At 49.6% G+C, this 25,893-nt stretch carries 20 protein-coding genes; 3 read left to right on the top strand and 17 right to left on the bottom strand.

Features of this window, described 5'->3' with window-relative positions; translation table 11 throughout:
• Positions 1–168: 168 nt before the first annotated feature.
• The 16 genes from H9I35_RS09640 to H9I35_RS09565 all read right to left on the bottom strand — a co-directional run bounded on the left by H9I35_RS09640 (position 169) and on the right by H9I35_RS09565 (position 21,181).
• Positions 169–2,007, bottom strand: a complete 1,839-nt coding sequence (locus H9I35_RS09640; RefSeq protein WP_187419195.1) for an InlB B-repeat-containing protein — start codon at positions 2,005–2,007, stop codon at positions 169–171.
• Positions 2,008–2,150: 143 nt separating this feature from the next.
• A complete protein-coding gene (locus H9I35_RS09635; protein WP_252722643.1) occupies positions 2,151–2,735 on the bottom strand; it encodes a manganese efflux pump MntP in 585 nt (194 codons plus the stop codon).
• A gap of 5 nt (positions 2,736–2,740) precedes the next feature.
• A complete protein-coding gene (locus tag H9I35_RS09630) occupies positions 2,741–3,646 on the bottom strand; it encodes a PAQR family membrane homeostasis protein TrhA (protein ID WP_187419193.1) in 906 nt (301 codons plus the stop codon).
• A 229-nt stretch (positions 3,647–3,875) separates the two neighbouring features.
• Positions 3,876–4,805: a leucine-rich repeat domain-containing protein gene (locus tag H9I35_RS09625; RefSeq protein WP_187419192.1), complete on the bottom strand. Its 930-nt coding sequence runs from the start codon at positions 4,803–4,805 to the stop codon at positions 3,876–3,878.
• A 102-nt stretch (positions 4,806–4,907) separates the two neighbouring features.
• Positions 4,908–5,114, bottom strand: coding sequence for a hypothetical protein (locus tag H9I35_RS09620; protein ID WP_187419191.1), 207 nt, complete (start codon positions 5,112–5,114; stop codon positions 4,908–4,910).
• A complete protein-coding gene (locus H9I35_RS09615; protein WP_187419190.1) occupies positions 5,107–5,328 on the bottom strand; it encodes a PIN domain-containing protein in 222 nt (73 codons plus the stop codon). Before H9I35_RS09615 ends, H9I35_RS09620 begins: the two co-directional genes overlap by 8 nt.
• A 142-nt stretch (positions 5,329–5,470) precedes the next feature.
• Positions 5,471–9,517: a right-handed parallel beta-helix repeat-containing protein gene (locus tag H9I35_RS09610; protein ID WP_187419189.1), complete on the bottom strand. Its 4,047-nt coding sequence runs from the start codon at positions 9,515–9,517 to the stop codon at positions 5,471–5,473.
• Between the two features lie 39 nt (positions 9,518–9,556).
• Positions 9,557–10,735, bottom strand: coding sequence for a hypothetical protein (locus tag H9I35_RS09605; RefSeq protein ID WP_187419188.1), 1,179 nt, complete (start codon positions 10,733–10,735; stop codon positions 9,557–9,559).
• The gene (locus H9I35_RS09600) at positions 10,725–13,670 is read right to left on the bottom strand and encodes a FecR domain-containing protein (protein WP_252722642.1); all 2,946 of its coding nucleotides are present in this window, start codon (positions 13,668–13,670) and stop codon (positions 10,725–10,727) included. The genes H9I35_RS09605 and H9I35_RS09600 overlap by 11 nt, the downstream gene beginning before the upstream one ends.
• The gene (locus tag H9I35_RS09595) at positions 13,642–15,546 is read right to left on the bottom strand and encodes an adenylate/guanylate cyclase domain-containing protein (protein WP_187419186.1); all 1,905 of its coding nucleotides are present in this window, start codon (positions 15,544–15,546) and stop codon (positions 13,642–13,644) included. Before H9I35_RS09595 ends, H9I35_RS09600 begins: the two co-directional genes overlap by 29 nt.
• Before the next feature lie 118 nt (positions 15,547–15,664).
• A complete protein-coding gene (locus H9I35_RS09590; RefSeq protein ID WP_187419185.1) occupies positions 15,665–17,539 on the bottom strand; it encodes a methyl-accepting chemotaxis protein in 1,875 nt (624 codons plus the stop codon).
• Between the two features lie 123 nt (positions 17,540–17,662).
• Entirely contained in the window at positions 17,663–18,451 is a 789-nt protein-coding gene (locus H9I35_RS09585; RefSeq protein ID WP_187419184.1) for an ABC transporter ATP-binding protein, read from the bottom strand.
• Positions 18,452–18,454: 3 nt separating this feature from the next.
• Positions 18,455–19,417, bottom strand: a complete 963-nt coding sequence (locus tag H9I35_RS09580) for an ABC transporter permease (protein ID WP_187419183.1) — start codon at positions 19,415–19,417, stop codon at positions 18,455–18,457.
• A gap of 78 nt (positions 19,418–19,495) precedes the next feature.
• Entirely contained in the window at positions 19,496–20,437 is a 942-nt protein-coding gene (locus tag H9I35_RS09575; RefSeq protein ID WP_187419182.1) for an ABC transporter substrate-binding protein, read from the bottom strand.
• A gap of 192 nt (positions 20,438–20,629) precedes the next feature.
• Positions 20,630–20,974, bottom strand: coding sequence for a type II toxin-antitoxin system RelE family toxin (locus tag H9I35_RS09570; protein WP_180486958.1), 345 nt, complete (start codon positions 20,972–20,974; stop codon positions 20,630–20,632).
• Positions 20,975–21,181: a type II toxin-antitoxin system RelB family antitoxin gene (locus H9I35_RS09565; protein ID WP_016520802.1), complete on the bottom strand. Its 207-nt coding sequence runs from the start codon at positions 21,179–21,181 to the stop codon at positions 20,975–20,977.
• Positions 21,182–22,221: 1,040 nt separating this feature from the next.
• On the opposite strand from H9I35_RS09565, the gene H9I35_RS09560 reads away from it, so the two are divergent.
• The 3 genes from H9I35_RS09560 to H9I35_RS09550 all read left to right on the top strand — a co-directional run bounded on the left by H9I35_RS09560 (position 22,222) and on the right by H9I35_RS09550 (position 24,502).
• Positions 22,222–22,767 carry an outer membrane protein assembly factor BamD gene (locus tag H9I35_RS09560; RefSeq protein ID WP_187419181.1) on the top strand — a complete coding sequence of 182 codons (546 nt, stop codon included), beginning with the start codon at positions 22,222–22,224 and terminating at the stop codon, positions 22,765–22,767.
• Between the two features lie 209 nt (positions 22,768–22,976).
• Complete coding sequence (locus H9I35_RS09555; RefSeq protein WP_187419180.1) at positions 22,977–23,882, top strand: hypothetical protein; 906 nt, start codon at positions 22,977–22,979, stop codon at positions 23,880–23,882.
• Positions 23,883–23,893: 11 nt separating this feature from the next.
• Positions 23,894–24,502, top strand: coding sequence for a helix-turn-helix domain-containing protein (locus H9I35_RS09550; RefSeq protein ID WP_187419179.1), 609 nt, complete (start codon positions 23,894–23,896; stop codon positions 24,500–24,502).
• A gap of 177 nt (positions 24,503–24,679) precedes the next feature.
• On the opposite strand, the gene H9I35_RS09545 is transcribed toward H9I35_RS09550, so the two are convergent.
• Positions 24,680–25,795, bottom strand: coding sequence for a hypothetical protein (locus tag H9I35_RS09545; RefSeq protein ID WP_187419178.1), 1,116 nt, complete (start codon positions 25,793–25,795; stop codon positions 24,680–24,682).
• Between the last annotated feature and the right edge of the window lie 98 nt (positions 25,796–25,893).

The following is a 25,893-nucleotide window of genomic DNA, read 5'->3' as shown; positions in this document are numbered from 1 at the left end:
TATATAAAAAAACGGTTTTGCAAAGCGTCGGAAAAAAACAAGCGGCAGACAACGGTACTCTCGATATCATGCGATATCGAAAACACGGACTGCCGCTTGTTATTACAATAAAACCCTTATTGCCGTTTTAATTTAGAAAAAGACCGTTAAAACAGCATCCTTTCCGATCTAATGATCTCCATACTTCGGTACAAGTTTCCAAACAGCGTATAAGGTTGTATCTTTTTTTTCACTTATGGTTACAATGTCAAGCTCTTCATAGTTCGGGTCGGGAACCGTTGCATCTTTATTTTTCGAATAACCGATGAACTTATAATAGGGTTTATCCGTCGAGCTGCTGCGATGCAAATAATACTCTGTGGATGAAACAGGATCTTTGAAAACATTTTTGACTCGAAAAACATACGGAGGTTTTCTTTCTTCCATTACGATAGATTTTTTGGGATCGCCTTCGGGCGCTGATCCCAAAAGCGGGATAAGCCCCCAAAGGCCGCCGTTACCGTCAAAAGTTATCGTATACGTAATAGGTTCCCACTGAGCTCTCAGCGTCATATCTTCCGTAACAATCAATGATGCCCCGTCTTCATATGTTTTCCCCGTCTTTTCGTCTTTCCAGCCGATAAATTTATATCCCGCCTCTTTTAGAATAAACGGATTGGGATCCAGTTTTGTCTGTTCCGTTTTCGACATAGGATATTGTTTCGTTTCGTATTCACCGTTTTTTGTCGCCGCGCTCGGAGGACTTCTGTGTACAAATGTAATGATCGGAAGATCATACTCCCAGACGGCATACAGCGTTACCTTTTTACCGGTTTCAAAATAGAATCGCTTTGTCTTCTCCCGATCGCTTGAGGCATTCCATTTTCCCCACGTACCGTTTTTGCTATCATTCCAGCCGAGAAATTTATAATGCTCACGTACAAAAGGATTCGGTGCAACATTTCTAAAATACAACGGAGAATCTTTGCCGAATTTTTGAACGGGCGGCGGAGTACCCGCGCCTCCGTTTGCATCATACGTTACGATACAGAAATCATTTTCGGCTGCCCAACAAGCATCGAGACTCATTGCATTTCCATGAGGGTCATATCTAAAGTCTATGGGTTCATCGGCTTTATAATATTTCGTACTAAAAAGCGGAAGGTATTTAGATGCCCACCCGATAAAAGCATGACCGTTGCGTGTAAATATCGCATCAGCATCGGGAATAATTTTTTTATCGACAGGAGAATACTGTGTATAAGTTCCGGGATTCGCTCCTTCATAATTTGCATAATAGATAACGGCATACGACGAAGGATTCTTTTCTTTCCAGATCGCATACAAAGTAACATCCGTTTTTATAGTGAGTTTATCACCCCCGCTGTAATATGCCGGCACAGAAGCTGCAGGATTTTCATCATAGCCGAGGAATTCAAACCCTTCCCTTGAAAAAAGAGTACCGTATTTCGATATCGGTTGAAAATCTTGAGTTTTATCCACCGTACAGCGTTTTATTTCAGGAGCGGCGGAGCCGTCATTTTTATTAAATGTTATATGCTGTGCCTTTGAAGATTCAAGCCATTCCGCAATAAGAACATATTTTCCCACCGGAGGATCTTTAAAGTCGTCCGCTTTTACCGTCGCCTCATCGTCATAATAAGTCATCATGTCGATAAGTATCATGCCATCCAGATATTTTTGCCAACGATAAAATACGTATCCGTCCTTCGAAAAAGTATTTTTACGAAGTAAAACCGTTTCCGTTTTTATCGTCTGAGAAACTTTTTTGACTGCAGGATTTTCCGTTGTCGGGCGATCGGAATAAAATTCAAGATTGATCGATTTTTCGATCGGCTTTCCGCTTCCGCCGCCGCTATAATCACCCGCCGAATCTCCGGACGAAGAATCGGTACTGCAAGCAACGGCTGCAAACAGTATAACCGTACTGCATAAAATAAGTGTACAGAATTCAGCAATCAGCGAGGAAAGAGAAGCCCCCCCCCTAGACGTTCGTATAGTAATCATAACGACTCCTTAATTATGAATACATAATTGTTAAAAACATAGCACGAAATATAAAATATGTCAAAAGGGAAATACATAAAATATTAAGCCCTCCACACGAATAAAAAACTTAGCAAATACATCGTATATGGGAGGCACCACGCTTACACACCGCCGCGCACGATCACATGCTGGACGCATATCTTTATCCCGATGCCGACCAGCATACAACCGCCGGCAAACCGAGCTTTTTCGTTGAACACGTCTCCCGTTTTTTTGCCGATATACATTGCGGGCAAGCAGATAAAAGCCGTCGTTACGCCGATTGTCAGGGCGGACTGCTTTATATCCGCGTTGATCACGGCAAGCCCGATGCCGACGGCAAGTGCATCGACACTGGTTGCCATTCCTTGTACAAAGAGCAGCGGCAGCGGCAAATGCCGTCCGTATACGGCTTTTTTTTTGAATTCGTGCGAAGTGTGCCGTTTCCGCACCGCTTCGAAAATCATTTTGCCGCCAAGTGCGCAAAGCAGTGCAAGCACTATCCAATGATCGACCGCTTCGATATATGCATAAAAGAAACTGCCGCAAAAAAATCCGATCAGCGGCATAAGCGCTTGAAACGCGCCGAACATGAGCGATACGGCTAACGTATACGGCAGCGTTACTTTATCGAGCTGCATGCCGTTTGTCACGCTTACGGCGAATGAATCCATCGAAAGCGCAACACCGAGCAGTACCGCTTCCATAAAACTCATGATACGGAAAAGAAAAGCGAAGCGTACAAGTACAGCGTCCCTAAAAGCATAACGGCGTTTCCCGCGGCAGGCATATATTTGATTTTGCGCAGCAAAAAAAATACGCAGCCCAAACTGTACAAAAGCCCCGAAACTACGAGATAGACAAAACTGCGTATGGCGTGTCCGAGATAAAATTGCCGAACGAGAAAGAGGCCAGCCCAGCCGATGACGAAATAAAATACGGCATTGACTATCTTCAGCTCGCTTCCCCGTACCGCGTACAAAACGATACCGACGACAGCGCTTGTCCACACGAGGCCGAAAAGCACCCAGCCTCCGACACCGCGCGCAAAAATCAATATAAACGACGTGTACGCGCTGCCCAGCACTAAAAAGACAAAACAATGAGCGAGCCTGCCGAACACTTCTTTCGCGTTTTCGGACACAAGCGCATGATGCAGCGTCGACATGATGTACATGACGATCATCAATCCCGTGCTGCATACGAATGTGGAAACGTACAATACGCGGAGCGCACCGTCGGCATGCTGAAGGGCGCGGTCGGCAAGAACGGCGGTCGCCGCAACGGACAAAAGCGCACCGAGTCCCTGCACGATCGCGCTGAAAATTTCTTCGCCGAGAGAAAGGCGCCTTTTTTTGCTTTGCATTTCAATACGCCGCCGTTCGTGTTCGATCCTTCGTTCGGCGCGGCGCTTTGCCCGCTCGCTTTTCGCATAATCGTCGGCGGCGTATTTGGCACGCAGACGTTCGGGATCTTTCGCGTATTTGATATTTATTTCGCGGATTTCCGAATCGTAATTCGCTTTTATCTGTTTGAGACGTTCTTTCTTTTTCGCTTTAATCGATTTTAGCGTCGAGCGGCGCACCGCACGCACCGCGGCATTATCTTCCCTTGTCATAAAGCCATTATAGCAGAGGTCTCGGCGGTGCGCAACGCCGAGAGCGCTGAACGACATACGAAAAAGCGGATACCGTTCGGCCGGCGGTAAAAGTTTCATTTGCCGAATGTCCGTTTTTTCGTTTCGGTATACCGTTACACAGGACGTATAACGGTATGCCGATTAATACTGCCGTACTGCCCGGTACGAGAGGCTCGCATAGAGCGATACGAAACGCCCGAACGCAACGTTAAATCCTAACCCCATACCCGTCTGCATCAACCTTATACATCTTCCACTTCTTTACCGTTTTTGCATTATTAAAGGCATCCGATAAGTCAGGCGGAGCGCTAAAGTACGTATGATTGCCTTCGGTATCGTCGGTTCGTTCGGTGTAAAGATAACAACTTGCATTATCACTATACGCCCGAACCGGTAAATCATTAAAGAGTTTTTTAAATGCATCTGCGTTAAGCTGATTCTCCCCGCAGAGCAGCTCTTTCAAAGCGGTTAAACCCTGCACATTAAGTGCGGTGAGCTGATTGGCGAAGCAGTTCAGCGTTTGCAAAGCGATTAAGCCCTGCACATTAAGGGCGGTGAGCCGATTGCCGGAGCAGTTCAGCACTTGCAAAGCGGTCAAGCCCTGCACGTTAAGTTCGGTAAGCCGATTGCCGAAGCAGTTCAGCACTTGCAAAGCGGTTAAGCCCTGCACGTTAAGAGAGTTTAGCTGATTCCCCCAGCAGACCAGCTCTTTCAAAGCGGTTAAGCCCTGCACGTTAAGTTCGGTAAGCCGATTGCCGACGCAGGACAGCACTTGCAAAGCGGTTAAGCCCTGCACGTTAAGAGAGTTTAGCCGATTGACGGAGCAGTCCAGACTGGTGATCTTGCCTTTGAGAATTACCAATGAGCCTTTTGCATGCAGCACGGTTTCGATGCCGCTTATAAGCGTTGTTTCGGTACAGCCTTCAACTGTAACAGAGGTGCCGTCGGCGGTTGTTCCCTTAACTGTGATGTCGAGCTTATCGGGGCTTAAGATGAGGGAGGCACCGCCTTCGACAAAGGGGGCGTCGGGCGGTGCTCCCGTTCCGCCGCCCGTACCGTCGCTCGGGTCTTTACACGCGCTTACTCCCAACAGTGCAAGCGCCGAAGCGGCAAAGAAAATCGTTTTCAGTTTTGTCATATATTGCTCCTCATCAAAGTTTTTTCTAATCGGTAATTACCAATTACATTACACATTAATTAATCGCTTCCGCTTTTTCTTCGGTAAGGCCGGTCGCCCGCATTATCTTTTTTCGCAAAGGCAAGGCGACGGCTCCATCATAAAATCATGCAGCGGTACATATTTTGCTTTTGGGAATGATTGTATTATATCCGATACGGTATTCGTATCGGCGAATCCTTTACCGGACTTCATCATTTCATAATTCCATTCCCTGATATTATGAATGTCTTCTACGGTAAAATTACCGCTTACGGTCGGTTTATTCATCGGCTCCTCCTATAAGCATTGACGGGCAGTATATTTTTATTTCAGGCAGATTTTTTATATTCGTTATCCGCTTTATACCGTCAATTGTTTTATCATTGACAATGTGTTTAAAGTTCCATGATACGATTATATCACATTGCGCCATTATCGCCGTTGCTATATGTCGACAATCGTCAAAACTTTTTTCTTTCAAAATACCTGCCGTACCGTACACCGCTGCATTATGCTGCAGCACACTCCCGCACTTCCCCTGCAGCACGGACGGCGGCAAAACTGCAACCAAACTCGTCGCTCAAAATCCGTAAACGGACTTTGAGCCGTTTTCAAACAATTATCCGCTGCCAATCCCTTATGGTTTACGGCGTCTTTAGTGTCCCGTCGCTGTCTACCGACCAAGTTTGAATGCCTTTCGGTGTTACGGTGAACTTATTCGTATAAGCCCCTACCGATGAGCCGTCCGACATCCATACTACAATCTCGCCAGGTACATAGTTCTGCGGAGTAATACAGGCAACCTTCGATTCCGTTATGGGATTGCCTTTATCGATTTTTATGCTAGCAGGCGAGCCGCTGTCACTGTTTTCTTTTAAATACACATCATTGCCGTCTTTTAGGGTACCGTCGCTTCCCCAGTCCCCGACACAGGCTTTACCGCCCATGATAAAGTAACCGTCTTGGTTACCCGTCCCACCGGAAGAGGCTGCTACATAAACGCCTTTTCCCACATTGCTTGTATTATTTTTAATTGTACCGCCATGCATCTTAAATGTACTGTTCATATCTACATACACGCCGCCGCCGCTATTTGCGGTGTTACCCTTAACGGTGCAGCCTTCATTTTGGTCGTTATTTTGAAGCGTTACTGTGCACTCCGCGCCGACATAGATGCCGCCGCCGTTGCCCTCGGAGCCTGTTCCGGTTGCTTTGTTTGCATCGTCCGTACCCGTGCCGCCGATGGTACCTCCTTCGATGGTTACGTCGGATCCGGAGCTGTCTTTTACCGCGTAGATTGCGCCGCCGTTTTTCGCCTGATTCTTCGTAAGGGTGCAGTTTGTCATGCCGGCAGTTCCGCCCTCGATAATCATGCCACCGCCATTGTTGTTTGCCGTGTTACCCCTAAGAGTACAGCGCGTCATGGTGAGCGTTCCCCCGTGAGTATACACGCCGCCGCCGCCGCCAAAGATGGTGCTGTCTGTCGCCGTGTTGCCGCTAATGGTGCAGTTTTCCATGGTAACGGTTGAGTTGTTTGCACGCACGCCGCCTGCCCTTCCTGCCTCGTTGCCGATAATCCGTACGCCATGCTTGACGCCGAATACGTCCGTGTACTCGTTAAGCGTCAAGGTACAGCCATCATTTACATAGATGCCGCCGCCGAAGCCATACGGATCGGTTACCGTGTTTGCGTCCGTGCCCGTGCCGCCGATAGTGCCGCCGCTGATTATTATATATGCGCCGGTAGAGCCGTTCTTTACTGCACACACTGCGCCGCCGTTCGATTTCGCCTTGTTGCTCGTAAGGGTACAGTTTGTTATGGTGACGGTTGCGCCGCTTGCATAGATTGCACCGCCGCTGCTGTCAGTGGTACCTGCCGCCGTGTTACGCGTAAGGGTACAGTTTGTTATGTTGACGGTTCCGCCTCTTACAAATATTGCGCCGCCGGAACATTGCTCGCCTGTTCCTGTCGCTCTCCCGTTCTTAAGCGTCAGGTTTTCAAGCGTGAGTTCTCCGCCGTTTTCTACGGTAAAGACACGGCTTAGGCTGCTTGCGTTGAGTGTGGGAGTTGAGCCGGCTCCTTTTACGGTGATCTTTTTTGTTACGCTGATCGCACCGTGGTCACCCGTCGTGCTTGTTGCCGTTATAGTACCCTTTATAACGAATTCGTCGCCGTTTTCCACCGTCGGCGCTTCGATCGCCTCTTTCAGCGTCTTCCACGTAGCGGTACTTGGTATGACCGTCGTCGCCTGGTTCAAGACGAGGGCGCTGCCGTTATATTTGAGCTTCCACGAAGTCGTCGGAGGTGGAGGCGAAAGATTTTGCTGATCGGTTATTTTAAACCTGTCCGCATATCCGCTGAGACTTACGCCGGAAGCGGCGTTTACGGCTGTGACGCCCGCCGTATAATCTTCAGGCGTTATCTTTGCAACGGTGTATGTACCCGTATTAAGAGGCGCCGCTACGGTTATCTTTGCGTTTTTTGATTGATCGCTTGCGTGCTTTGCCAAATAGACGTCGTTCGCTTCGTCGATCTTCGTACCGCCTGCTATATTGCATATGCCGCCGCTTTCGACATAGATACCTGCGCCCGCACCCTTATTCGGCGAACCGTTTTTTACCGTATTGTCCTTCATAGTATCTACATCGTAGAGGCTGCATGTGCCGCCCTGTGCAACGTATATACCGCCGCCCTTTCCTTCGCTCGATGACGAAGTACCGCCGTCGGCGTAATTCTTGAGTATTTTCGTGCCGGTAAGGGTACAGCTACCGCTTGCGACGTAGATGCCGCCGCCGTACCTTGCCTCATTGCCTTCCTGTGGACCCATTCCGCCGATCGAACCGCGCGTCAAACTGAGCGTGCCTTTCGTATACACGGCTCCTCCTTCTCCGCTTTTGTTCACACAGTCTATAATGCGGCAATCGGTAAGAGATGCGGCAGCACCGGAATCAACGAAGATACCGGCGGCGCCGCCGCCGGTAGGTCTCATGCCGCCTTTCAGCGTCAGGTTTTTAAGCGTGAGCGTTTTGCCGCTTTCTACCTTGAAGAGGCGGTCTTTATTTCCGTTCGAAAGATTGTTTTTATTTGCGTTTATAACGGCAGCAGTTGCTCCGTCTGCTTTTTCTATGGTAAGGCTTTTACCAATGGTGATTTCACCGTTATTGCCGCCAGCGTCCGTCGCCTTTATTTCTCCGTTTATAACGACGGTACCGCCCGCACTTGTTTTCGAAATCGCTTTCCTCAATATGTGCCACATCGGTAAAGTGCTGCTGACTGCCTTTACTTCCCTGCAAACTTTGTAATACAACGTCCGCGTGGTGCTGTCGTCAAAACCCTCGCCCGTTGCCTTAACGGTAACTTTGTACACGGCTTCACCGCCTCCGTCTGCAGGAGAAGGAAGCTTAATGAAATCGGGCTTAACATCTATGGAGCCGTTCAAGCCGGAACCCGATACCAATTGAACACCCTGACTTAGGATAACGCCCGTAGGATAGTCGTTTCCGTCATTTTGTTTAATCGAGAGTTTTACGGCTTCTCCGTATGCGCTGTACACGGGTATGGGATCGGTTTCGCTGCCGCTATGAGCCGCGCTGTTTGTCGCATTGAGATCTTCATTGCCGGATGCATCCGTCGCGCCTTTTTCCGTATATATGCCCGAAACCGCCGTATTATCCATATCCGCATGGGCGAATACCTTAGGAGCGGGAAGCGTGCGCTTACCAATCGTCTGTTCCGCACGCGCGGAATAGAGCTTTCCGTCAAAGAGCCGTATGCGATATGTCGCCGTACCCCCGCCGACAGGAATATCCGTTTTAAGACAGAGCATCCACGAGCCTGAAGGAACGCTGTCCGGCTGCGGGCTGCCCGAAAAAACTCCCGCTTCCGCGTTCGATAACGAATCGGTATCAGTTTTTGCGATAAAGTTGCCGCCAGACTGCGAAATATTAAATCCGCCGGAGTTAAGCGTAACAGGATATGGCTTTTCAGTGCCGCCGTTTTTGCTCACGTACACGTGTGTAAGATCGCTGTGCAAAGGAACACCTGACAGCACACTTCCGCCGGGTAAGCCGTCCACCTTAAAGCACAAAACGTAATAATACTTACCCTGAGAATCAGCTGTATGCGTTTTAAAAAGCGCGATTTTACCGGCTGTCGATGCCGTGACAGGCGCAGGATCGGGCGGCGGCGTATTCGCTTCCAAATCAAACTTGTAAATTTGATTGAACTTTCTGCCGTCGGTACTGTAAAGCTTGATCGCGGCTCCTATGTTCGCGCTGCCGTACTCGTACCGTTTCAAAAAAGCCGATGTATATGTAAGGGTCAAAGTATCGCGTGTGCTTTGCACAAGCGTATAATCGGTACCTTGCGAAGCGCTTATGCCGCTTCCGAAACTTATGATATCCGTCGGAGAGCCGGGCATACCCGGCATTATAAACGAAAAGTTTTTGGGATTGCGCACGGTAAAGGTAAGCACCGCAGGACTTGCAGACGGTACGCATTGAACACCCGCAGCGTTCATCTGTACCGGAGATGCCGCTCTAAAACCGGTGATGACCGGTTCCGACACCCAATACGAAAAATCTTCTTCTATATCCGCAAACAATTCTTTACACGCCGTCATACCGAAAAGCAGCGCGATGCCTGCCGCACACACGGCGGCGCGTATAAAATTTTTACCTGATCGTTTCATAGCCGACTCCCTCATAAAAACAAATATTGCGTCGTTTCCCTAAAACATCCAGCCGACGGAAAACTGCGGTTGGAACATATACTTCGGCAATCCGTCCCTGAACACAAAAAAGTGATCGACATTGAGTTCAAGATACATCTTTTTATAAACAAAAACCTGCAGCGCGGTTCCGGCGTCCATATCGAATCCCCAATACCAATACGCAGGGCTTTCCGCGCTGCCGCCGAACGAAAATTTGCTCTGCATCAAAAATACGGCGCCCGCTCCGGCGTGTATGCCGAGATTCAAACGGTGCTTGATGATAGGATACACGTATGCAGCATTGACGTGCGTCAGCATAAGCGCACCGTCGAGCGTATAATCGTCGAACTGTTTCCGCAGCATTGCCGCACTGTAATTTACGTTAAACCCGAAGTGACCGTAGGTTCTTTTAAACGGCAGCACGGTAAAGCGGAAAGCTCCGCCCAAAGGAGCGACGGTACGATTATAATACGTTTTGAATACGCTTTCTCCCGTAAAGCCCGTAAATGCATAACCGAGCGAAACGTAAGTATCGACCGGTTTTTGAAAGCGGAATATTACGTCTTCGCTTTTGGCGCTAAGACCGCTTTTGTCGCGCGCAATAAAGACATAGGTACCCGGCTGAAATCTGTTCGCATTCAATTCGAAGCGCGCCTTTTTGCCGTCTTTCGACACTTCCGCAGGCTCGAGCGTTATCGTTCCGCCGCCCGACTTTTCAAATACGAAAACGGTATCGTCAAAAAAATTGCCGCCCGTAACGCTGAATTTTCCGTCGAAAAATTCGTCAAGGTAAATGAGGCGCGGCGACACGGATTCGACTTCCGGCTGATAGGCGATCAATATATCGAAATTCCGATACGCGCTTGTCGCTTCTTTTTGTTCGAGCAAATTGATGACGGTTACTTTATAGCGGTAATTTCCCGGAGGCAGCGACACGTCGATAAAATTATCGCGTACGATTTTTTTGTCGATTTCATGCCAAGAGCCTGCCGCATCTCTTTGTTCGAGTCGGAATTCAAAGCCGAATATATCGTTGATGGCTTCCCACGAGAGCCGCTGATAGAGCACCGCACCCGCTTCCCCCTCTTGTATAAAATAGTGCTTATCGGAATCGGAGCGGCCGCCTCTGCTCTGCGCGGCGAGCGGAAGCAGCAAAAACAGGCACAAAAGCGCCGCGGTACATCGCTTATTTTCCATAGAGCACTCCGGGTGCATCGGTTTCCACCGATGCCGCTTTCGGCAAATCTATGACGAAGCGGCGGCTCGAAATAATGCCGTTTTGAAACAGCGTGCCGTCTTTCAGCCGCCGCTCAGGTATCGCTTCCGCATAAAAAATTCCGCGTGACAATTGTGCGAGATCGGTAAACTCGAACGTACAGTCGCCGCCCGTACGGGAAGATGCCGCCGAAGCGGTGATTTCGCGCTCGAAAATCTTTTGCTTTTTTTCGTTGTAAAGGCGGATTACGTAGTGTGTCGCGTCTCCGTTCTTTTTCCAGCGGAACACGATGCTCCGATTCGATTTGAAAAAGTTTACACCGAGCGTTTCGCCGTCGGCAGGGAATACGAAGGCTACTTTTTCAAGCGGCGGTATCGGTAAAACGGTAAAACTGCTGTCCTGCAGCGACGATATGTCGAATCCGTCTCCGGTCGCAGCAATAACCCTCCACCTATAGTTTCCCGCCGTAAGCGGCGGAAGCTTTACGGAAAAAGAAGGATCCGAAACGGAAAGCACGCTGCCTCTTTGCCCCGCCTTTTCGAGCACGAGGCGGCTTTTTACGGGTTTTTCAACGGAAGACCACTTCAAAAGACCGGGATTCAGCGCAGCATCCACACCGCCGATCTTTGCATTGTGTTCGGGCGATACGAGTTCTACCGGACGCAAGTGCTTGAGCATAAACGCTTTATCGGCTGCGTAACTGTAACGCCTGCTCGACGTCAGCGTCGAAGATGCAAAGCCCTGCACGCTCATTATATAATCGCCGTCCTGTATGGACTGGAGCGCCATCTCCACATCGGTATCGGTAATGTACAGATTTTCGTACAGCGGTTCGGAATTCAAACCGGGCTTCGTGATCTTCACTTGATAATAATCTGCGCCGGGAACGGCAGTCCACGCAAAGGTATTCTTTTTTTTCGGATGAATGACTACTACATCCCCTATGCCCACGAGTTCGGGCGGAGGAAGTGCGGGCGCTACGGTCAATCGTTTCGGCGGCGTTTCGAGCGCTTCGAATTCGCTTTTGACCGACACGCGCCAAAAATAATCGCCTTGCGGCAAAACGATCCCGTCGATACCGGAACCCTGCGTTTTCACATTCAGTACGGGGGATGAAAAATCTTCCGAAGCGGATACTTGAAAACGCTGCTCGCCTTCCAAATTCGTCTTCCACGTAAAGCGCGTGTCGAGACACAGCGTATCCGCCAAAATATAATTGTCGGGAGGAAAGAGCGAACGCAAAACAACTTCGTTGTCGCGGCTGCGAAATGCGGAATGAGCGCTCGAAGTTAAGCGCTCGCCGTTTTTGTCGAGTCCTTCCACCATCCAATAGTAAGTCCCGTTCGGAAGCGTCTTCGCGGCATTTTTCAATTCACAGTAATTGATATCGCTTGTCCGCTCGACAACGGCGTCAAGCATGGATTCGCTTTTTGCGATAACGAGCCGATATTTTACCGCTTCGCCCGCACGCTTCCACGAAAAGGCCAGACTTTTTCCGTCGGCTGTATCCGCGATCGCGCTCGGAGAAATCAGTTCGATGGGAGGAAGTTCTTTTTGCTTTTCGATCGAAAACGCCGACACTTCCGACGGCTTTGCCGTTACGCTTTCATCCGCAATATAATTCGGCGTCACCCGCCAATACCACACCCCTTCGCCCAAATTCGGCAAGGTTACCGTCTCTCCGCTCACGTGCTTACGCACCGCGGGATTACGCATATCGGGATTATCGGCGGCTTCGAGCATGTACGATGAAGAAACTTCGTTGCCCTTCCACAAAAAACGCACCGCGGGAATCGTCCCCTTATACGCAAAGCGGCGATCGGGCGCAGGTTCAAGCGGCACGGGAGGAGGAGCATCCAAAACGATAAACTTTCCCGAATCCGCCGATTCGTCGCGCGCTCCCCTGTCTGCCGCATAGATCCGCCAATATACGGTTCCCGCTTCTTCATAGAGCGTCACCTCTTGCAATCCTTTAACCGAAAGTCTGCGGGCGTTTGTAAAATTCCGGTTACGAGAGGTTTCCAAAACGAGTTCGGTATTGTCGGGAAACGAACTCCGCCACGAAAACGATACCGGAAGCACCCGCTTATATTGATTGATAAGTCTTGCTCCCGGAGCAGGGCATATCATGGACACTGCGGCTTTATTCCCCGCCTGTACGACGTCTCCCTCGGAGAGCACCGTCGGTTGTACGGCGGCTGCAGCGCCGCTTCGCACCGCACGCGCATCGGATCCTGCCTCTTCAAGCGCGGTCATGGCGGCCGTTCCTTTTTCAACCGTCAAACGGAGCATACCGCCTGCAGATGCACTTTCTCCCCGGACAGCGCTTCCGCGATCGGCATCTCCTCCTGCAAAGATACTGCCGGAAAAAGAGGTTTCACCCGTCGGCGTTAAAGCATTTTCCGCCTCTTTTTCAGCGCTTTCGAATTTCTGTACATGCAGCACGGAATCTTTTTCAACTGCAACGGAAACGTCGTCCGCTTTGACCGCAACTTTCGAACCGACAGTCTGTACGGAAACGCTTCCCTCGGCAACCTGCACGGACGTTTCGTCTTTTTGTGCCTGTTTGAAAATCTGGATCATCGTGTTCGCGCCGACGTTTATGACGTTTTGATCGGGAAAATAAATCGTCGCTTCGGATGAAGGCGCGGTTCGGATAATATCGCCGTTATATACCGGAGAATACTGCACGGGCCTGTCCCACACGGAGCGGTCGAGAAATTTGCGCTGTACGCTTTTGTATTTATACGAAACGGTTGCGACAGGCGTCTTGTCGTTCCGCTCGATCGTTTTATTTAAATTATTAAAAAATAAAAACGCGGTGCATCCGATGACGGACAGAGAAAAGAGCACAACGAAGATATCCTGCAATACGCCCGCTACGGAGTCAGGACTGTATTTTGTATTTCTTTTCATCTTCATTGAGATCTACCTTTGCAAAATCGGGAGTCGGGATTCCGAGCACTTGCCTGATCTGCGCAAGCGACTTCGGACCTTTCGCGCCTGCGCCGGGAATGTCGTTTTCATCGGGCATATTGACGACGGCGAACATGCGAAGCGGCTTTTCTTTGCCTTTGACGGTAACGGACGGCATCTCTTCGACGAGTACGTGATCGCGTACAAGTTCATAGGTGTATTCGGTGATGAGGATGTCCGTACCGAGCGGCTTATTGAGCGCTTCCGTGCGGGAAGCGAGGTTTACGGCGTCCCCGATGACCGTATACTCCATACGCTGCGTCGAACCGATTTGACCGGCAACGACGGGGCCGGAGTTGATACCGCAGCCTATGCGGATAATAGGTTTTTTATCTCCGCCGCGTCCGCGGTTAAAGACTATGAGCGCAGCCCTCATACGGAGCGCCGCGCGGATGCAGTTGAGCGCATCTTCTTTCGGACTTCCCACCGAAGTCGGAGCGCCCCACACGCTCATAACCGCGTCTCCGATAAATTTGTCGACGACGCCGTGTGTCATGTTCACGCATTCGACCATCGCCGTCATATATTCGTTCAAAAACTCGACGACTTCCGCCGGCGTAAGTTTTTCGGAAATCGAAGTGAACGAGCGGATATCGGAAAAGAAAACCGTTACGTTCTTCGTTTCCCCTCCGAGTGCAAGCTCGCCGCGCATGGCAAGCTCGGCGATTTCTTTATTGATAAATCGGCCGAAAGAATCTTTGAGACGCTCGCGTTCGGCGAGCCCCTTGCCCATCTTTACGAAGCTCGACGTCAAAAGACCGATTTCATCTCTCGTTTTCGGCTTCAAATCGAGTTCGAACTCTCCCTGCTCGATCTGCTCGGCGGCTCGTGCAAGCGTTTTTACCGGACGGCTGATCGACTTTGAAAAAAACCAGATAAACATAACGGAGAGAAACAAAACGATGATGCTCAAATAAATATTGCGCTTGGTCGTTTCGGCAACCGGCTCCAAAAGAACGGAGGCGTCCGCCGTCGTCAAAACGGCAAGCTCACCGAAAGAAAGGCGGCGGTACGAACCGAAATATTTTTTGCCGTCTTCGTCGGTAACCAAAAGCTGACGGTTCGTATCTCCGTTTTCCCTCATCTGCGTAAAAAGCGGAAAATTGCCGACATTGGCGCCGTTTTTTACCAAATTGAAATCCGGATGAATTAAAATATCACCCTCGCCGTTTACCAAATACGTCGTCTGCAGCGTACCCGCACCGAAACTGTCGGAAAGTTTTTCGGCGGAAAAAAAGACAGCCAAGCCCTGCCGCAAACCTTTTTCCGTGTACGGCCAGCACAGCACGAGCATCGGGATATCGAATACCGGAGAAGCGTTTATCACGTGCGTAATACCGCGTTCCGTCTGCAGCATCGTATCGCGCGACTGTGCCAAAAAAGCGTCAATGAGAGAAGGATCCAATTCGTTCGATAAAAAAAACGGCGTACTCAAAAGCTTTCGTTCCAAGCCGCCCTGTCTCCTCGAATCGGTAACCAAAACGGCGGCAACCGAAGGATTGCGTTCAAAATAAAAATCCGCCGTTTCTTTGGCGAAAGAACTCGCACTTCCCGTTCTGTTTAAAATATCCAACAGCAAAAACGCATTTGCGCGGAGCGACGACAGATCTTTTTCAGCCAAACTCGCCGCCTGCGCATTTACCGTGCTGTTGTTTTCTTCCGCGCTGATACGGACATCCTGTCCGCCGAACCACGTAACCAAAAGAGTGATAACGCCGAGCGACAAAATCGTAAGCACCGAAATAATGAGAACGAGTTTTGCGCCGATTGAAAATTTGACGTTTTTCCGAATATCGTCTTTTTCCGCTTCTTTCATGCTCTCATCTTATAATAAATTTATGAAAAGGGCAATTATTAATAAGAGGCATAGGGCATGATTTGAAGAGTATACAGTGCGCGAAGTGCGGCATTGCACCGCGCACTGTACATCGTACCTAGCGGTTTACGGTAAAGGTGTTGATTTCATCTGAAAGTTTTTGTATATTTTCGCGGTTTGCAGTCGTCGCAGTTTCGGCATTCTGTACCGAGTGAATGATCGACTGAGCGCCGTTTGCCATTTCAGTCATGGCGCTGTTGATCTCTTCCGTCAGGCCGGCAAGGGAAGTCATCTCCGACGCGATCTGCTTACCGCCGTTCGTCAATTCGGCAGACCTCTTTACGACAAGTTCGATCGTGGATTTGATTTCGGTCATGGCTTCGAGTACGTGAGAACTGCCCGTAGTCTGTTCCTGCATGGCGGACATAACGGTGCGGTTCTGCTCGGTAACGTCGTCGGCAAGAGAAAAGATCGTATCGAATTGATTTTTTACCTGCGTCGTACCGTTGGATACCTGCTGAATCGATTCCTGAAGTTCCTGCAGCTGTTCGCTGATCGTTTTACCCTGCTCGTTCGACTGTTCGGCGAGCTTTCTGATTTCGTCGGAAACGACGGAAAAACCCTTACCCGCTTCGCCCGCGTGTGCCGCTTCGATAGCTGCGTTCATAGCGAGGAGGTTCGTCTGATCGGCTATACTCTGGATGATATTACTCGCTTCGAGCAAACCTTCGGATCGTTCGAGAACGTCGCGCGCGCGGTCGACCGCCTGTTCTATGGCGGCGCGTCCGTTATCAGAGGCGTCGCTGAGCTTTTGCGCTGCAACACCGCTCGCTCTCAAAGTACTCGTAACCGATCGGATATTTGCGACCATCTGTTCGACGGCAGTCGACGACGAATCGATACTTGTTTTTTCGTATTCGATATTTTTATCAAGTTCGTTGATATAGGAAACCATGTTTTTGACCGTCGCCTGAGCTTCTTCGACTCCGGCCGCCTGGTTGACGATTTTGCTTTTTACCGATTCGATATTCGCAACGATTTGCAAAATACTCGAAGAGGTTTCACCCATACCTTCGGAAAGATTGCCCGCCGAATCGGTAGAAACGGCGACCGTATTCATAATGGCGCGGAGCAGGCGGCGCATGACATTGTAAAATTGATTTAAGTCCGCCGTAAGCACGCCGAAATCGTCGCGGCTCGTTACGACGATACTCCGCTGCGTATAATCGTTTTTGGAAAGATACGAAGAAAATCGCGTAATGGCTCTGATACGCTTATTCATGCTGCTTATAAAAAGCAAAGAGTCCAAAACGGCGACGGCGCTCGTTACGATCAGAATGGGCAAAACGCGGGCAAAAAAGAGCGGCACCGTATCCATATCGGCGTTTCCTTTGGAAAACATAGGAGCCAGTACCAAAAATATAACGCCCAAAAAACTGAAGCCCGTGATGAGCGTATTTCTCGCCATAACCGAAAGCGTTATATATTCTTTCTTTATGGGAAGGTTATGGATATGATCTTCGAATATTTCGGAAAACGGGATATACATAAGCAGGCCGAACAAAAACGTCGTACCTTCGGCAACAAAAAACCACACGAGGGGATCGTATTCGATGCCCTGCATACGGCAGCTTATCGTCGAAAATATAAACATGGCCAAACCGTTGAGGTTCACCGCCAAAATACTGACCGCTTCGAAATTCCTTACCTGACGGTTCGTTTTTACGACCGACGCTTGAGAGCCGTCGTATTTGATGATGGCATTTTCATAGTAAGTGTAGAGGATAAACGGGATGATGATATTGAAAACCGCAGCGCCGATATAGTTCATGGGCGTCATAGCCATTTTCATCATATCCGACATGGAAATAGCGCGGATAAAAACGAGAATGGGGCCGCAAGTCAAAAGCGGTAAAAAAAACGCTACGGAAAAAAACGTTCTCATAGCGGGCTTGAATTTTTCGATTAACCTGATGGAATTTGTATCGCTCATGCAAAACCTCTTAAACCGTACAGCTTTATTTACAGCTCATCAATTTACCAATTATAATACATAATTATATAATTTTCAATCGATTTATCCGAGTATTTTTTACCGGTGCCTCCGGTCCGCGTTTCACGAAAGCAAAAGACGGTCGTTCGCTTCTCCGCCTGCGGCATCGAAACGCTTTAACAAATCTTCGACGCGGAGATTTTTCTTTTCGTCGCCCCGCACGTCGTAAATGATGCGCCCTTCGCTCATCATGATGAGACGGTTGCCGCAGCGTATCGCGTCTTTCATATTGTGCGTCACCATAAAGGTCGTCAGTCTTCCGTCTGCGACAAAGGTTTCCGTCAAATCGAGTACTTTTTTCGCGGTTTTCGGATCGAGGGCGGCAGTGTGTTCGTCGAGCAAAAGCAGTTTCGGTTTTTGCAGCGTCGCCATGAGCAGCGTGAGCGCCTGACGCTGTCCTCCGGAAAGAAGACCGACTTTGCTCGTCATGCGCTTTTCGAGCCCCAAACCGAGAAGGGCAAGCTTTTCGCGATAGAGCGCGCGTTCGGCAGGCTGCACGCCCCACGAAAGCGTTCTCCGCTTACCCCTCCTCATCGCAAGCGCGAGATTTTCTTCGATCTGCATATTCGCCGCCGTTCCCATCATCGGATCCTGAAACACACGGCCCAAGTATTTCGCACGCACGTATTCGGGCATGCCGGTCAAATCCATACCGTCGAGAAAAAGAGACCCCGTGTCGGTAAAGTGAATGCCTGCGATGAGATTGAGCAGCGTCGATTTCCCCGCGCCGTTCCCGCCGATAACCGTGATAAAATCCCCGTCGTCGATTTCAAGGTTGATATTTTTGAGTGCGACCTTTTCGGTGATCGTTCCGGGATTGAATGTTTTCGATACGTTGAACAGTTTTAACATCGCTTATTTTCCTGCCGTGTCGGTCACGTCCGCATCGCGCGGAACTTCCGCATCCGAAGCATTCGTGCCGGGGATAGCCGAACGGCGGCGGTGCGCAACCCTCTCTTTGACAACGGGAACGGAAAGGGAAGATGCGACGATGATCGCCGTAAACAATTTCAAATCGGTCGATTTCAATCCGAGCTGCAATACGATCGCGATGACGATTCGATAAATGACCGAACCGAATACGACCGCCGAAAGCCTATACCAAAACGCAAAGCGCTTTCCGAACACGACTTCCCCGATGATGATCGATGCAAGCCCTATAACGATGACGCCCGTTCCCATACCGACGTCCGCGTATCCCTGACTCTGTGCGACGAGCCCGCCCGACAGCGCGACGAAACCGTTTGCGAGCATGAGACCGAGCATTTTCATCGTGTCCGTGTTGACGCCGAGCGCTCTCACCATCCTCTCGTTGTTTCCCGTCGCGCGCATGGCGCTGCCGATTTCCGTTCCGAAAAACCAATACATAAGCGCGACGATACACGCGACAAAAACGGCGCCGACGGTAAGCGAAGCGTTCGCCGCGGTAAAACCGCACTTATCGGTAAAAAAAGTCATCAGCGTATTGACGCCGAGCAGCGGCGTGTTCGCCTTTCCCATAATACGGATATTGACGGAATACAGTGCGATCATCGTGAGGATGCTCGCGAGCAGCACGTGTATTTTTATCTTCGTGTGCAAAAGACCGGTCGCAAGACCTGCAAGCATACCCGCCGCAAAAGCCGCCGAAAGCGAAAGAAACGGATGCACACCGTGCGCGATGAGTACGCCCGAAACCGCCCCGCCCGTCGCAAAACTTCCGTCGACGGTGAGATCGGCTATATCGAGGATCCGAAACGTAATGTATACGCCGAGCGTCATCACGCTCCATAAAATACCCACGGCGAGAGCGCCGTGCACTGCAAACAACAATCCCATCTTTACTTAAAACTCCGCCGGCGGCAAACGGCCCTGCCGATTATCGATCGTATCCCAAAAGCGAATTTTTCGAACGCTCTATTTCAAATCGTCGGGAATCGAAATACCGATTTTCGCCGCCGTGTCGCGGTTTACGGCGAGCGTACAGTGTTCGAGATATTGAATCGGCATATCCGCAGGCTTTTTCCCGTTTTTAATAATATCGAGAGCCATAGAAGCCGTCTGTTTTCCGAGCGCATAATAATCGATGCCGTAAGTCGCAAGCGCACCGCGCTTTATCATCGCCTCTTCTCCGACGATCGTCGGAATTTTATGTTCGTTCGCAACCTGCGCGACAGTCACGATGCTCGATGAAAACATATTGTCCGTCGGCACATAGATCGCGTCCACTTTACCGACAAGACTCTGCGTCACCTGCTGCACTTCGTTCGTACTCGATGCCGTCGCGTCGATGTATGCAAGTCCGAGTTTATCGCACTGCGCTTTTGCAAGACTTATTTGAAAGACGCTGTTCTGCTCGCTCGAACAATAGAGCATACCGACGGTTTTCGCGTTCGGCACGAGACGCTTCAATAAATCGATCTGTGCGGCGCAGGGCGTCAAGTCCGACGTACCCGAAACATTCGTACCCGGCGCATCGTTCGATTTGACAAGCTTTGCGCTTGCGGGATCGGTGACGGCGGTGACGAGGATCGGAATGTCTTTCGTGAGATTCGCGACAGCCTGCGCCGCAGGCGTTGCAATCGCGAGGATCAAATCGCTTCGATTGTTTACGAGCTTTTGCGCGATCGTAACGCAGTTCGCCTGTTCACCCTGTGCGTTTTCGTAATCGATTGAAATATTCGTTCCGTCGGTATAACCCGCTTCGGAAAGAGCGTCGACAAAGCCCTTATATGCGTCATCAAGCGCCGGATGTTCGACAAGCTGTACGATGCCGATTTTAATCGTTTTCGTTTTATTCGTTCCCTTGCAGCCGGCCAAAACGCACAGCACTGCAAATACGCCGATCAATCGTTTCATAATCGCTCCCTGCGGAAACGCGGCGCACTCGATATGCGGCGCTCCGTTTTTTTTGAAAATATAACACGGAAAACGTTTCTGATTTTAAATCGATATAAAATCGTACCCGCGTACCGGCATTTAGTCAATACGAAAATCTCGACATACGGAAATCTCGAAAAAATTGCTCAAAGCCGGCTTTTCGAGACGCCCTCATACTTTTCCCTTATTGCCTAAAGAACCTTTTCGCGCTTTTTTTGCAATATCTTCTTTATTTTTATAAACGCCGGATCGGCTTTCTACAGCTAAAACCGTTATTATCAATTCTTTATTTTCCAAATAACCGATGATTCTGTATTTTCGAAATTCCTTATTTTTAAATCGCCAAAGACCTTTCAGATTTCCGACCAATTCGGTTCCGCCGATATCATAAAGACCTTTTTTATCTTTTGCCTGCGCGACTTTTTCTTTAAGGAATATTTCTATAGCGCTTCGCTCCGTTTTTTTAAGCTTTGAAATCTGCTTCTTCGCTTTTGGCGCGAAACTTATCGTAAACATTCAGCCGAAAACCTCATCAAGCGAGTACGTTTTTTTACCTTCGGCAACCCATTCATTGTAAGCTTGCTCGGCAAGATAATAATCTTCCATATCGTCCAATTGCTGCTCTATCGCTTTTACGGCGTAAAACGTTTTTGTTCTGCCCGTTTTTTCCGCAAGCGTTGCGAGGCGCTTTTCCAAATCCGGTTTTAATCTCAATGCCAACATACAGGATCTCCGTATTTTCTATGTTATACAAGTATAGCAAATAAAACAGGGCAAGTCAATTTTTTTAACCCCTTTTTAAAACATCCTTACACAAAGGGGGAAGTCTCCCCCTCGCTTCAAAGTCCTCGCGCTCAAGCGCTCCGGTCTTTTTTGCTTCCCCCTCTGCGGGGATACCCCGCAACGCCCCGTACATTTTTTTATGAGGACACAAAGCGCGGCATACTCCTCACTTCACGGCAGGGATGCCGTGTCGCACTTTTGCAAAACAACTGCGCATTTTTGCAAAGCAAAAATACGGTAGTGAGCCGGCTGTCTCAAAAGTCGGTTACTTTTTCGACAGCCTACGAGTTTAAAATTAAGTCTTTATATTGCAGTGACTCAATTTTAAACATCGCATAGTAAATCAAAGAAACTTTCCAAAAACTGAAGTTTTTGGAAAACCGCGAACGGCCACTGCTCGCAATCTTATAGGAAGTCTGGAGTTGAAAAACGGCTGTGCCGTTTTTCTTTTATCCGTGCGGAGGCTTTCATATCTCATCCTTTCGGATGCAATAAAAGATATGAAAGCCGACTGCAATTCCTTATGAGGACACAAAGCGCGGCATTTATGCGCGCTTTGTGATAGGAGACGCTCGGCAATTCCTGCGCGGGGAACTTCGCACTTCGTGCTCGTTGCAAGTCGCGCGGGGAACTTCGCTTCATGTACTGCACGGCACGGATGCCGTGTCGCATCTTGGCAAAACGGCTGCGTATTTTTGCGAAGCAAAAATACGGTAGTGAGGGGTACACGGATGTACCCCGAACGACCACTGCTCGGAATCTTATAGGAAGTCTGGAGTTGAAAAACGGCCGAGCCGTTTTTCTCTCATAGGAGACGCTTGAGGATTCCTCCGCACGGCTCGGAATCTTATAAGAAGTCGGGAGGCGAAAAACGGCCGAGCCGTTTTTCTTTTATTAAGACGCTCAGCGATTGCTCCGCACTGCTCGCAATCGCTGAGCTCTTGCTTTTTTTATACTTCTCATTGTACACTGGGAGTGTTATGAAAAAAATTATTGCTATTACATTGACCTCGGCGGTGTGCGGTGCGCTTTTATTTGCTTCGTGCCGCACGATAAAAGATATCCCTGAAGATTTGACGTCGACGCAGCTCATTCAGCTCGGACAAAATGCGTACGGAAGCGCGCAATATAAAAATGCGGAAACTTATTACAAAACGGTGATCGCTCGTTACGGCATGGATTCGTCGGTCTACGTGGAAGCGCGCTACGAACTCGGACACCTCTATTTGAAACAAAAAAAATACGCGGCGGCATACGCATCGTTTAAAGAAATTCTCGATATGTACGCATCGACCACGCCGGGCGTACTGCCGGGTGCGTACAATAAATTGGCTGAAATCGGCATGAAGCGGATCCCGAAACACAAATTACCGGAAACGAAGCCGAGCAAAGTACAAACGAATACCGCAACGGCGGGCGAACGGCCGGAAGCTGCGAATGAAGCGCAGGACGCAGCGCAAAACATGCAAAATACCGATGTGCGGGAATCGCCGGCCGCCGAATCGGAAGCGCAGCGGGCGGAATAAACCGAACCGCATACCCTGCGTTCGTATGCGGAATATATATTGAAATCACATATTATTAATAAAGGATAAGCGATACGGACACGAATACTTCTCCAGTCGATATCAATCACATCTATGATACCGACAACATCGCGCGAAGCAGAGATGACAAAAACATCGTCATCCTCTCGCAAAAACAAAAAAAACTCATCGACGATCTGCTTGTGTATATGAACGATGCGGATGCCGAGCGCGTGTTGATAATAAAAGACAGGATGAAAGACCTCGAACACCTTGCGCGTGCGATCGCACTGTTTCCGTCGCTCCTTGAACAGCACGATCTGCCGGGCGGCATGCGTACGCCGAAAACGCTCGTGGAAATGCTCATCGACAATCAGGAAGCCGGAGACAGAACGCTGCTTTTGCCGTCAAAAGCGAGTCTCGGCAAAGGATTTCTCATCGCAAAGATGCACACGTTTTCGTCGCTTTCGAAACAGAGCACAAGGATCAAAGCGCCCGCTTCTCTTTCCGAAGAGCTAATGACCGAAGCGGTTACGATGATGTTTTCGCTGCTCGCCGAAGACGTATATTTGAATTTGATTGCAGACAAAACGCTGCCGCGCGAAATCCGCCGTCAATGGGGCTATTCGCTGCTCATGCTGTGGGAATACCGCACGGACGACCGCATCCAAGTCATCGCGCCGATTCTCAACGAAGTCTGGACTGCGCGCAGAAAACTCGCGCCCGCTTTCGGCACGATGATGGGTACGAGCGAACTTCTGCTCATTTCCATGCAAATGGACGGACAGTGGCTCGGTTTTATTAAAAATAAATTGTGCGAGCCCGGCGTTTCGCAAGCGATGGAAGAATTTTTATTCGGTATTTCGTACGAGCAGATTTCGCAGCTGCGCACGATTTTGCGGACAAAGGGTATTGCGGCGATAGGACGGGATGAAGTGGCCGATTACCTCGGCACGCATATTAAAACGGATGCGGGTCTCGATTACCGCGATTTTTATTCGCTGTACACGATCCGGAGGGACGATGCGCGCGAGCGGGCGCGGATGAAACTTCCCGGCCCGCACAAAACGCTCGAAGATTACTTTATTCAATTTGTCACCGAGCAAAATGTATAAAAGGGAAAACGATGAGGCGAATCAATTCAACCGGCAAAAAGGAAAGCAAACGCGTACCGTACCATTTCGGTGAAAAACTGCGCATGGTGCGCGAACACAAAGGAATGACGCTCAAAGTCGTCGCCGACAAAGCGGGAGTGAGCGAAAGCCTCGTGTCGCAGATCGAGCGCAATAAAGTTTCGCCGGCCATCGATACGCTGCTCGCGCTCGCCGACGCGCTCGATATCAATTTGGAATTTCTGTTTGAAGAACACCGGCGAAAGCGCCCCGTCACAATAACGCGAAGCGACGAACGGAGAACCGTTTCGGAAGATACGATCAAATACGAAGAGCTTGCGCGCACGGACAAATCGGAAAAAGACAATCAATTCGAAGCGTACGTCATACGGCTGCCGCCGCATTCGCGTACGCACCGCGGTTCGTACGGACACATCGGCTGGGAGCTGGGTGTCGTCACAAAAGGAGCGATCACGCTCAAATATGAAGAAAAAGAATACGAACTGAAAACGGGAGACAGCGCGTCGTTTTCCGCAAGCACACCCCACATGCTCGAAAACAAAACGGACAAAGACTCCGAAGCCATTTGGATCGTCACGCCTCCGCAGCGCTTTATAGAATAAGACCGCGCTTTTTATCCCAACGGACAAAGGTTCGGAAAATCTTCTTTCGCGGCGTAAAAAATTCCTCTTGAAAAACTACCGTACAAATCGGAACATAAAAAAACCCGCCGCAATGCGGCGGGATTCGCTTTTCAGCATGAGCGTTCAAGAGAGAACGCTCAAACTCGAAAGTTCAGCTTAGAACGCAACCTTCAAAGCAACGGGTACTACGAGTTGGAAAGACGCGGTACCGTCAGCCTGCGTGCCTTCATAGAGCGGAACAACGCCCTGAGCAGCAGCGGAAACCGTCACGTGTTCAACCGGTTTAACCGTTGTACCGACCTGGAATTTGATGTTGTTATTGGTTTCACCTTTCACGTCCTTGTCAAAGTAGCCGGCTTCGCAGAAAAGATCGAACATATCGTTGAGCATATAAGTTCCGTTGAGCGTTACGTACATACCGTCCTTATTGGTCGTATTTCCGCCGGAATCTTTTGCAGCATTATTCGAATAGTTACCCATCAAGGTTACAGCAAGAGCATCGATAGGAACGACGCGGACGCGAGCATCGATACCGAATGCGAAATTCTCCGTCGAACTGCGGTTGTCCCAAGCGAGCGTACCGCCTGCGGAAACGCTGAGCATCTTAACCGGCGCGATATATAAATACACACCCGTAACAGCCGTGCTGGCATAGGGTACTTTTACAACAGCATCGAGCGTAAAGAGTTTCGACTGGAAAGCGGCTTCAAAGCCGTAGCCGCTCTGGAGCTGCGGGAAACCGGGGGTCGTGTCGAAAATAGCGGCTTTCGCAAGAAGCTTCGATTCGCCGATCGCGAACGTATAGTCGCCGATCATGGCAAGATTCGCACCGTTGGTCATATTGTCAGCATCGTTACCGACATTGCCTTTAATGGCTATACCGTATTTGACAGGTTCTGCAATTGACACGTTAATGATTTTTCCGACGGACTGTCTCATGCGGTTCGTAAAGCGGCTGCCGAGTTTTCCTGCGGTAAGATTGAATCCGCCGACATGGAACGTTGCGAAAACATCACCGACGCCGAGCGTCATAGTATTCAAATCGACATTGAATTCAGCCGTAGCGCTGACATTCTTTCCCGCTGCGCTGATACCGATGTGCGTATCGTCCTTGTTGTCCTGTTTGAGGTAGGACTGCGTCGGATCAGCGTTTTTATTGAACGTTACATTGGCAACATCAAGAACGGATCTGAATTCGACGCCCGACGAAACTTGTGCGAAAGCACCTGCCACGAGAGCGGATGCAAGCACAACACCTAAAATCTTTTTCATACAAAAAACCTCCATTTTTGCATCGGCTGCCTGACCGACGGTCATTTTACGGCAACCGTATGTTTCACAGTTACTTAACCGTTACTTCGTTTTAATAT

The organism is Treponema sp. Marseille-Q4132, assembly GCF_014334835.1.
Lineage (GTDB): Bacteria > Spirochaetota > Spirochaetia > Treponematales > Treponemataceae > Treponema_D > Treponema_D paredis.
This window is presented reverse-complemented; position numbering and strand designations above follow the sequence as displayed.

What these genes read in the sequence shown, in the direction of transcription:
- H9I35_RS09640 (WP_187419195.1), bottom strand. Translation starts at nt 2,007, where the DNA reads ATGATTACTATACGAACGTCTAGGGGGGGGGCTTCTCTTTCCTCGCTG.
- H9I35_RS09635 (WP_252722643.1), bottom strand. Translation starts at nt 2,735, where the DNA reads ATGGAAGCGGTACTGCTCGGTGTTGCGCTTTCGATGGATTCATTCGCC.
- H9I35_RS09630 (WP_187419193.1), bottom strand. Translation starts at nt 3,646, where the DNA reads ATGACAAGGGAAGATAATGCCGCGGTGCGTGCGGTGCGCCGCTCGACG.
- H9I35_RS09625 (WP_187419192.1), bottom strand. Translation starts at nt 4,805, where the DNA reads ATGACAAAACTGAAAACGATTTTCTTTGCCGCTTCGGCGCTTGCACTG.
- H9I35_RS09620 (WP_187419191.1), bottom strand. Translation starts at nt 5,114, where the DNA reads ATGAATAAACCGACCGTAAGCGGTAATTTTACCGTAGAAGACATTCAT.
- H9I35_RS09610 (WP_187419189.1), bottom strand. Translation starts at nt 9,517, where the DNA reads ATGAAACGATCAGGTAAAAATTTTATACGCGCCGCCGTGTGTGCGGCA.
- H9I35_RS09605 (WP_187419188.1), bottom strand. Translation starts at nt 10,735, where the DNA reads ATGGAAAATAAGCGATGTACCGCGGCGCTTTTGTGCCTGTTTTTGCTG.
- H9I35_RS09600 (WP_252722642.1), bottom strand. Translation starts at nt 13,670, where the DNA reads ATGAAAAGAAATACAAAATACAGTCCTGACTCCGTAGCGGGCGTATTG.
- H9I35_RS09595 (WP_187419186.1), bottom strand. Translation starts at nt 15,546, where the DNA reads ATGAAAGAAGCGGAAAAAGACGATATTCGGAAAAACGTCAAATTTTCA.
- H9I35_RS09590 (WP_187419185.1), bottom strand. Translation starts at nt 17,539, where the DNA reads ATGAGCGATACAAATTCCATCAGGTTAATCGAAAAATTCAAGCCCGCT.
- H9I35_RS09585 (WP_187419184.1), bottom strand. Translation starts at nt 18,451, where the DNA reads ATGTTAAAACTGTTCAACGTATCGAAAACATTCAATCCCGGAACGATC.
- H9I35_RS09580 (WP_187419183.1), bottom strand. Translation starts at nt 19,417, where the DNA reads ATGGGATTGTTGTTTGCAGTGCACGGCGCTCTCGCCGTGGGTATTTTA.
- H9I35_RS09575 (WP_187419182.1), bottom strand. Translation starts at nt 20,437, where the DNA reads ATGAAACGATTGATCGGCGTATTTGCAGTGCTGTGCGTTTTGGCCGGC.
- H9I35_RS09570 (WP_180486958.1), bottom strand. Translation starts at nt 20,974, where the DNA reads ATGTTTACGATAAGTTTCGCGCCAAAAGCGAAGAAGCAGATTTCAAAG.
- H9I35_RS09565 (WP_016520802.1), bottom strand. Translation starts at nt 21,181, where the DNA reads ATGTTGGCATTGAGATTAAAACCGGATTTGGAAAAGCGCCTCGCAACG.
- H9I35_RS09560 (WP_187419181.1), top strand. Translation starts at nt 22,222, where the DNA reads ATGAAAAAAATTATTGCTATTACATTGACCTCGGCGGTGTGCGGTGCG.
- H9I35_RS09555 (WP_187419180.1), top strand. Translation starts at nt 22,977, where the DNA reads ATGAACGATGCGGATGCCGAGCGCGTGTTGATAATAAAAGACAGGATG.
- H9I35_RS09550 (WP_187419179.1), top strand. Translation starts at nt 23,894, where the DNA reads ATGAGGCGAATCAATTCAACCGGCAAAAAGGAAAGCAAACGCGTACCG.
- H9I35_RS09545 (WP_187419178.1), bottom strand. Translation starts at nt 25,795, where the DNA reads ATGAAAAAGATTTTAGGTGTTGTGCTTGCATCCGCTCTCGTGGCAGGT.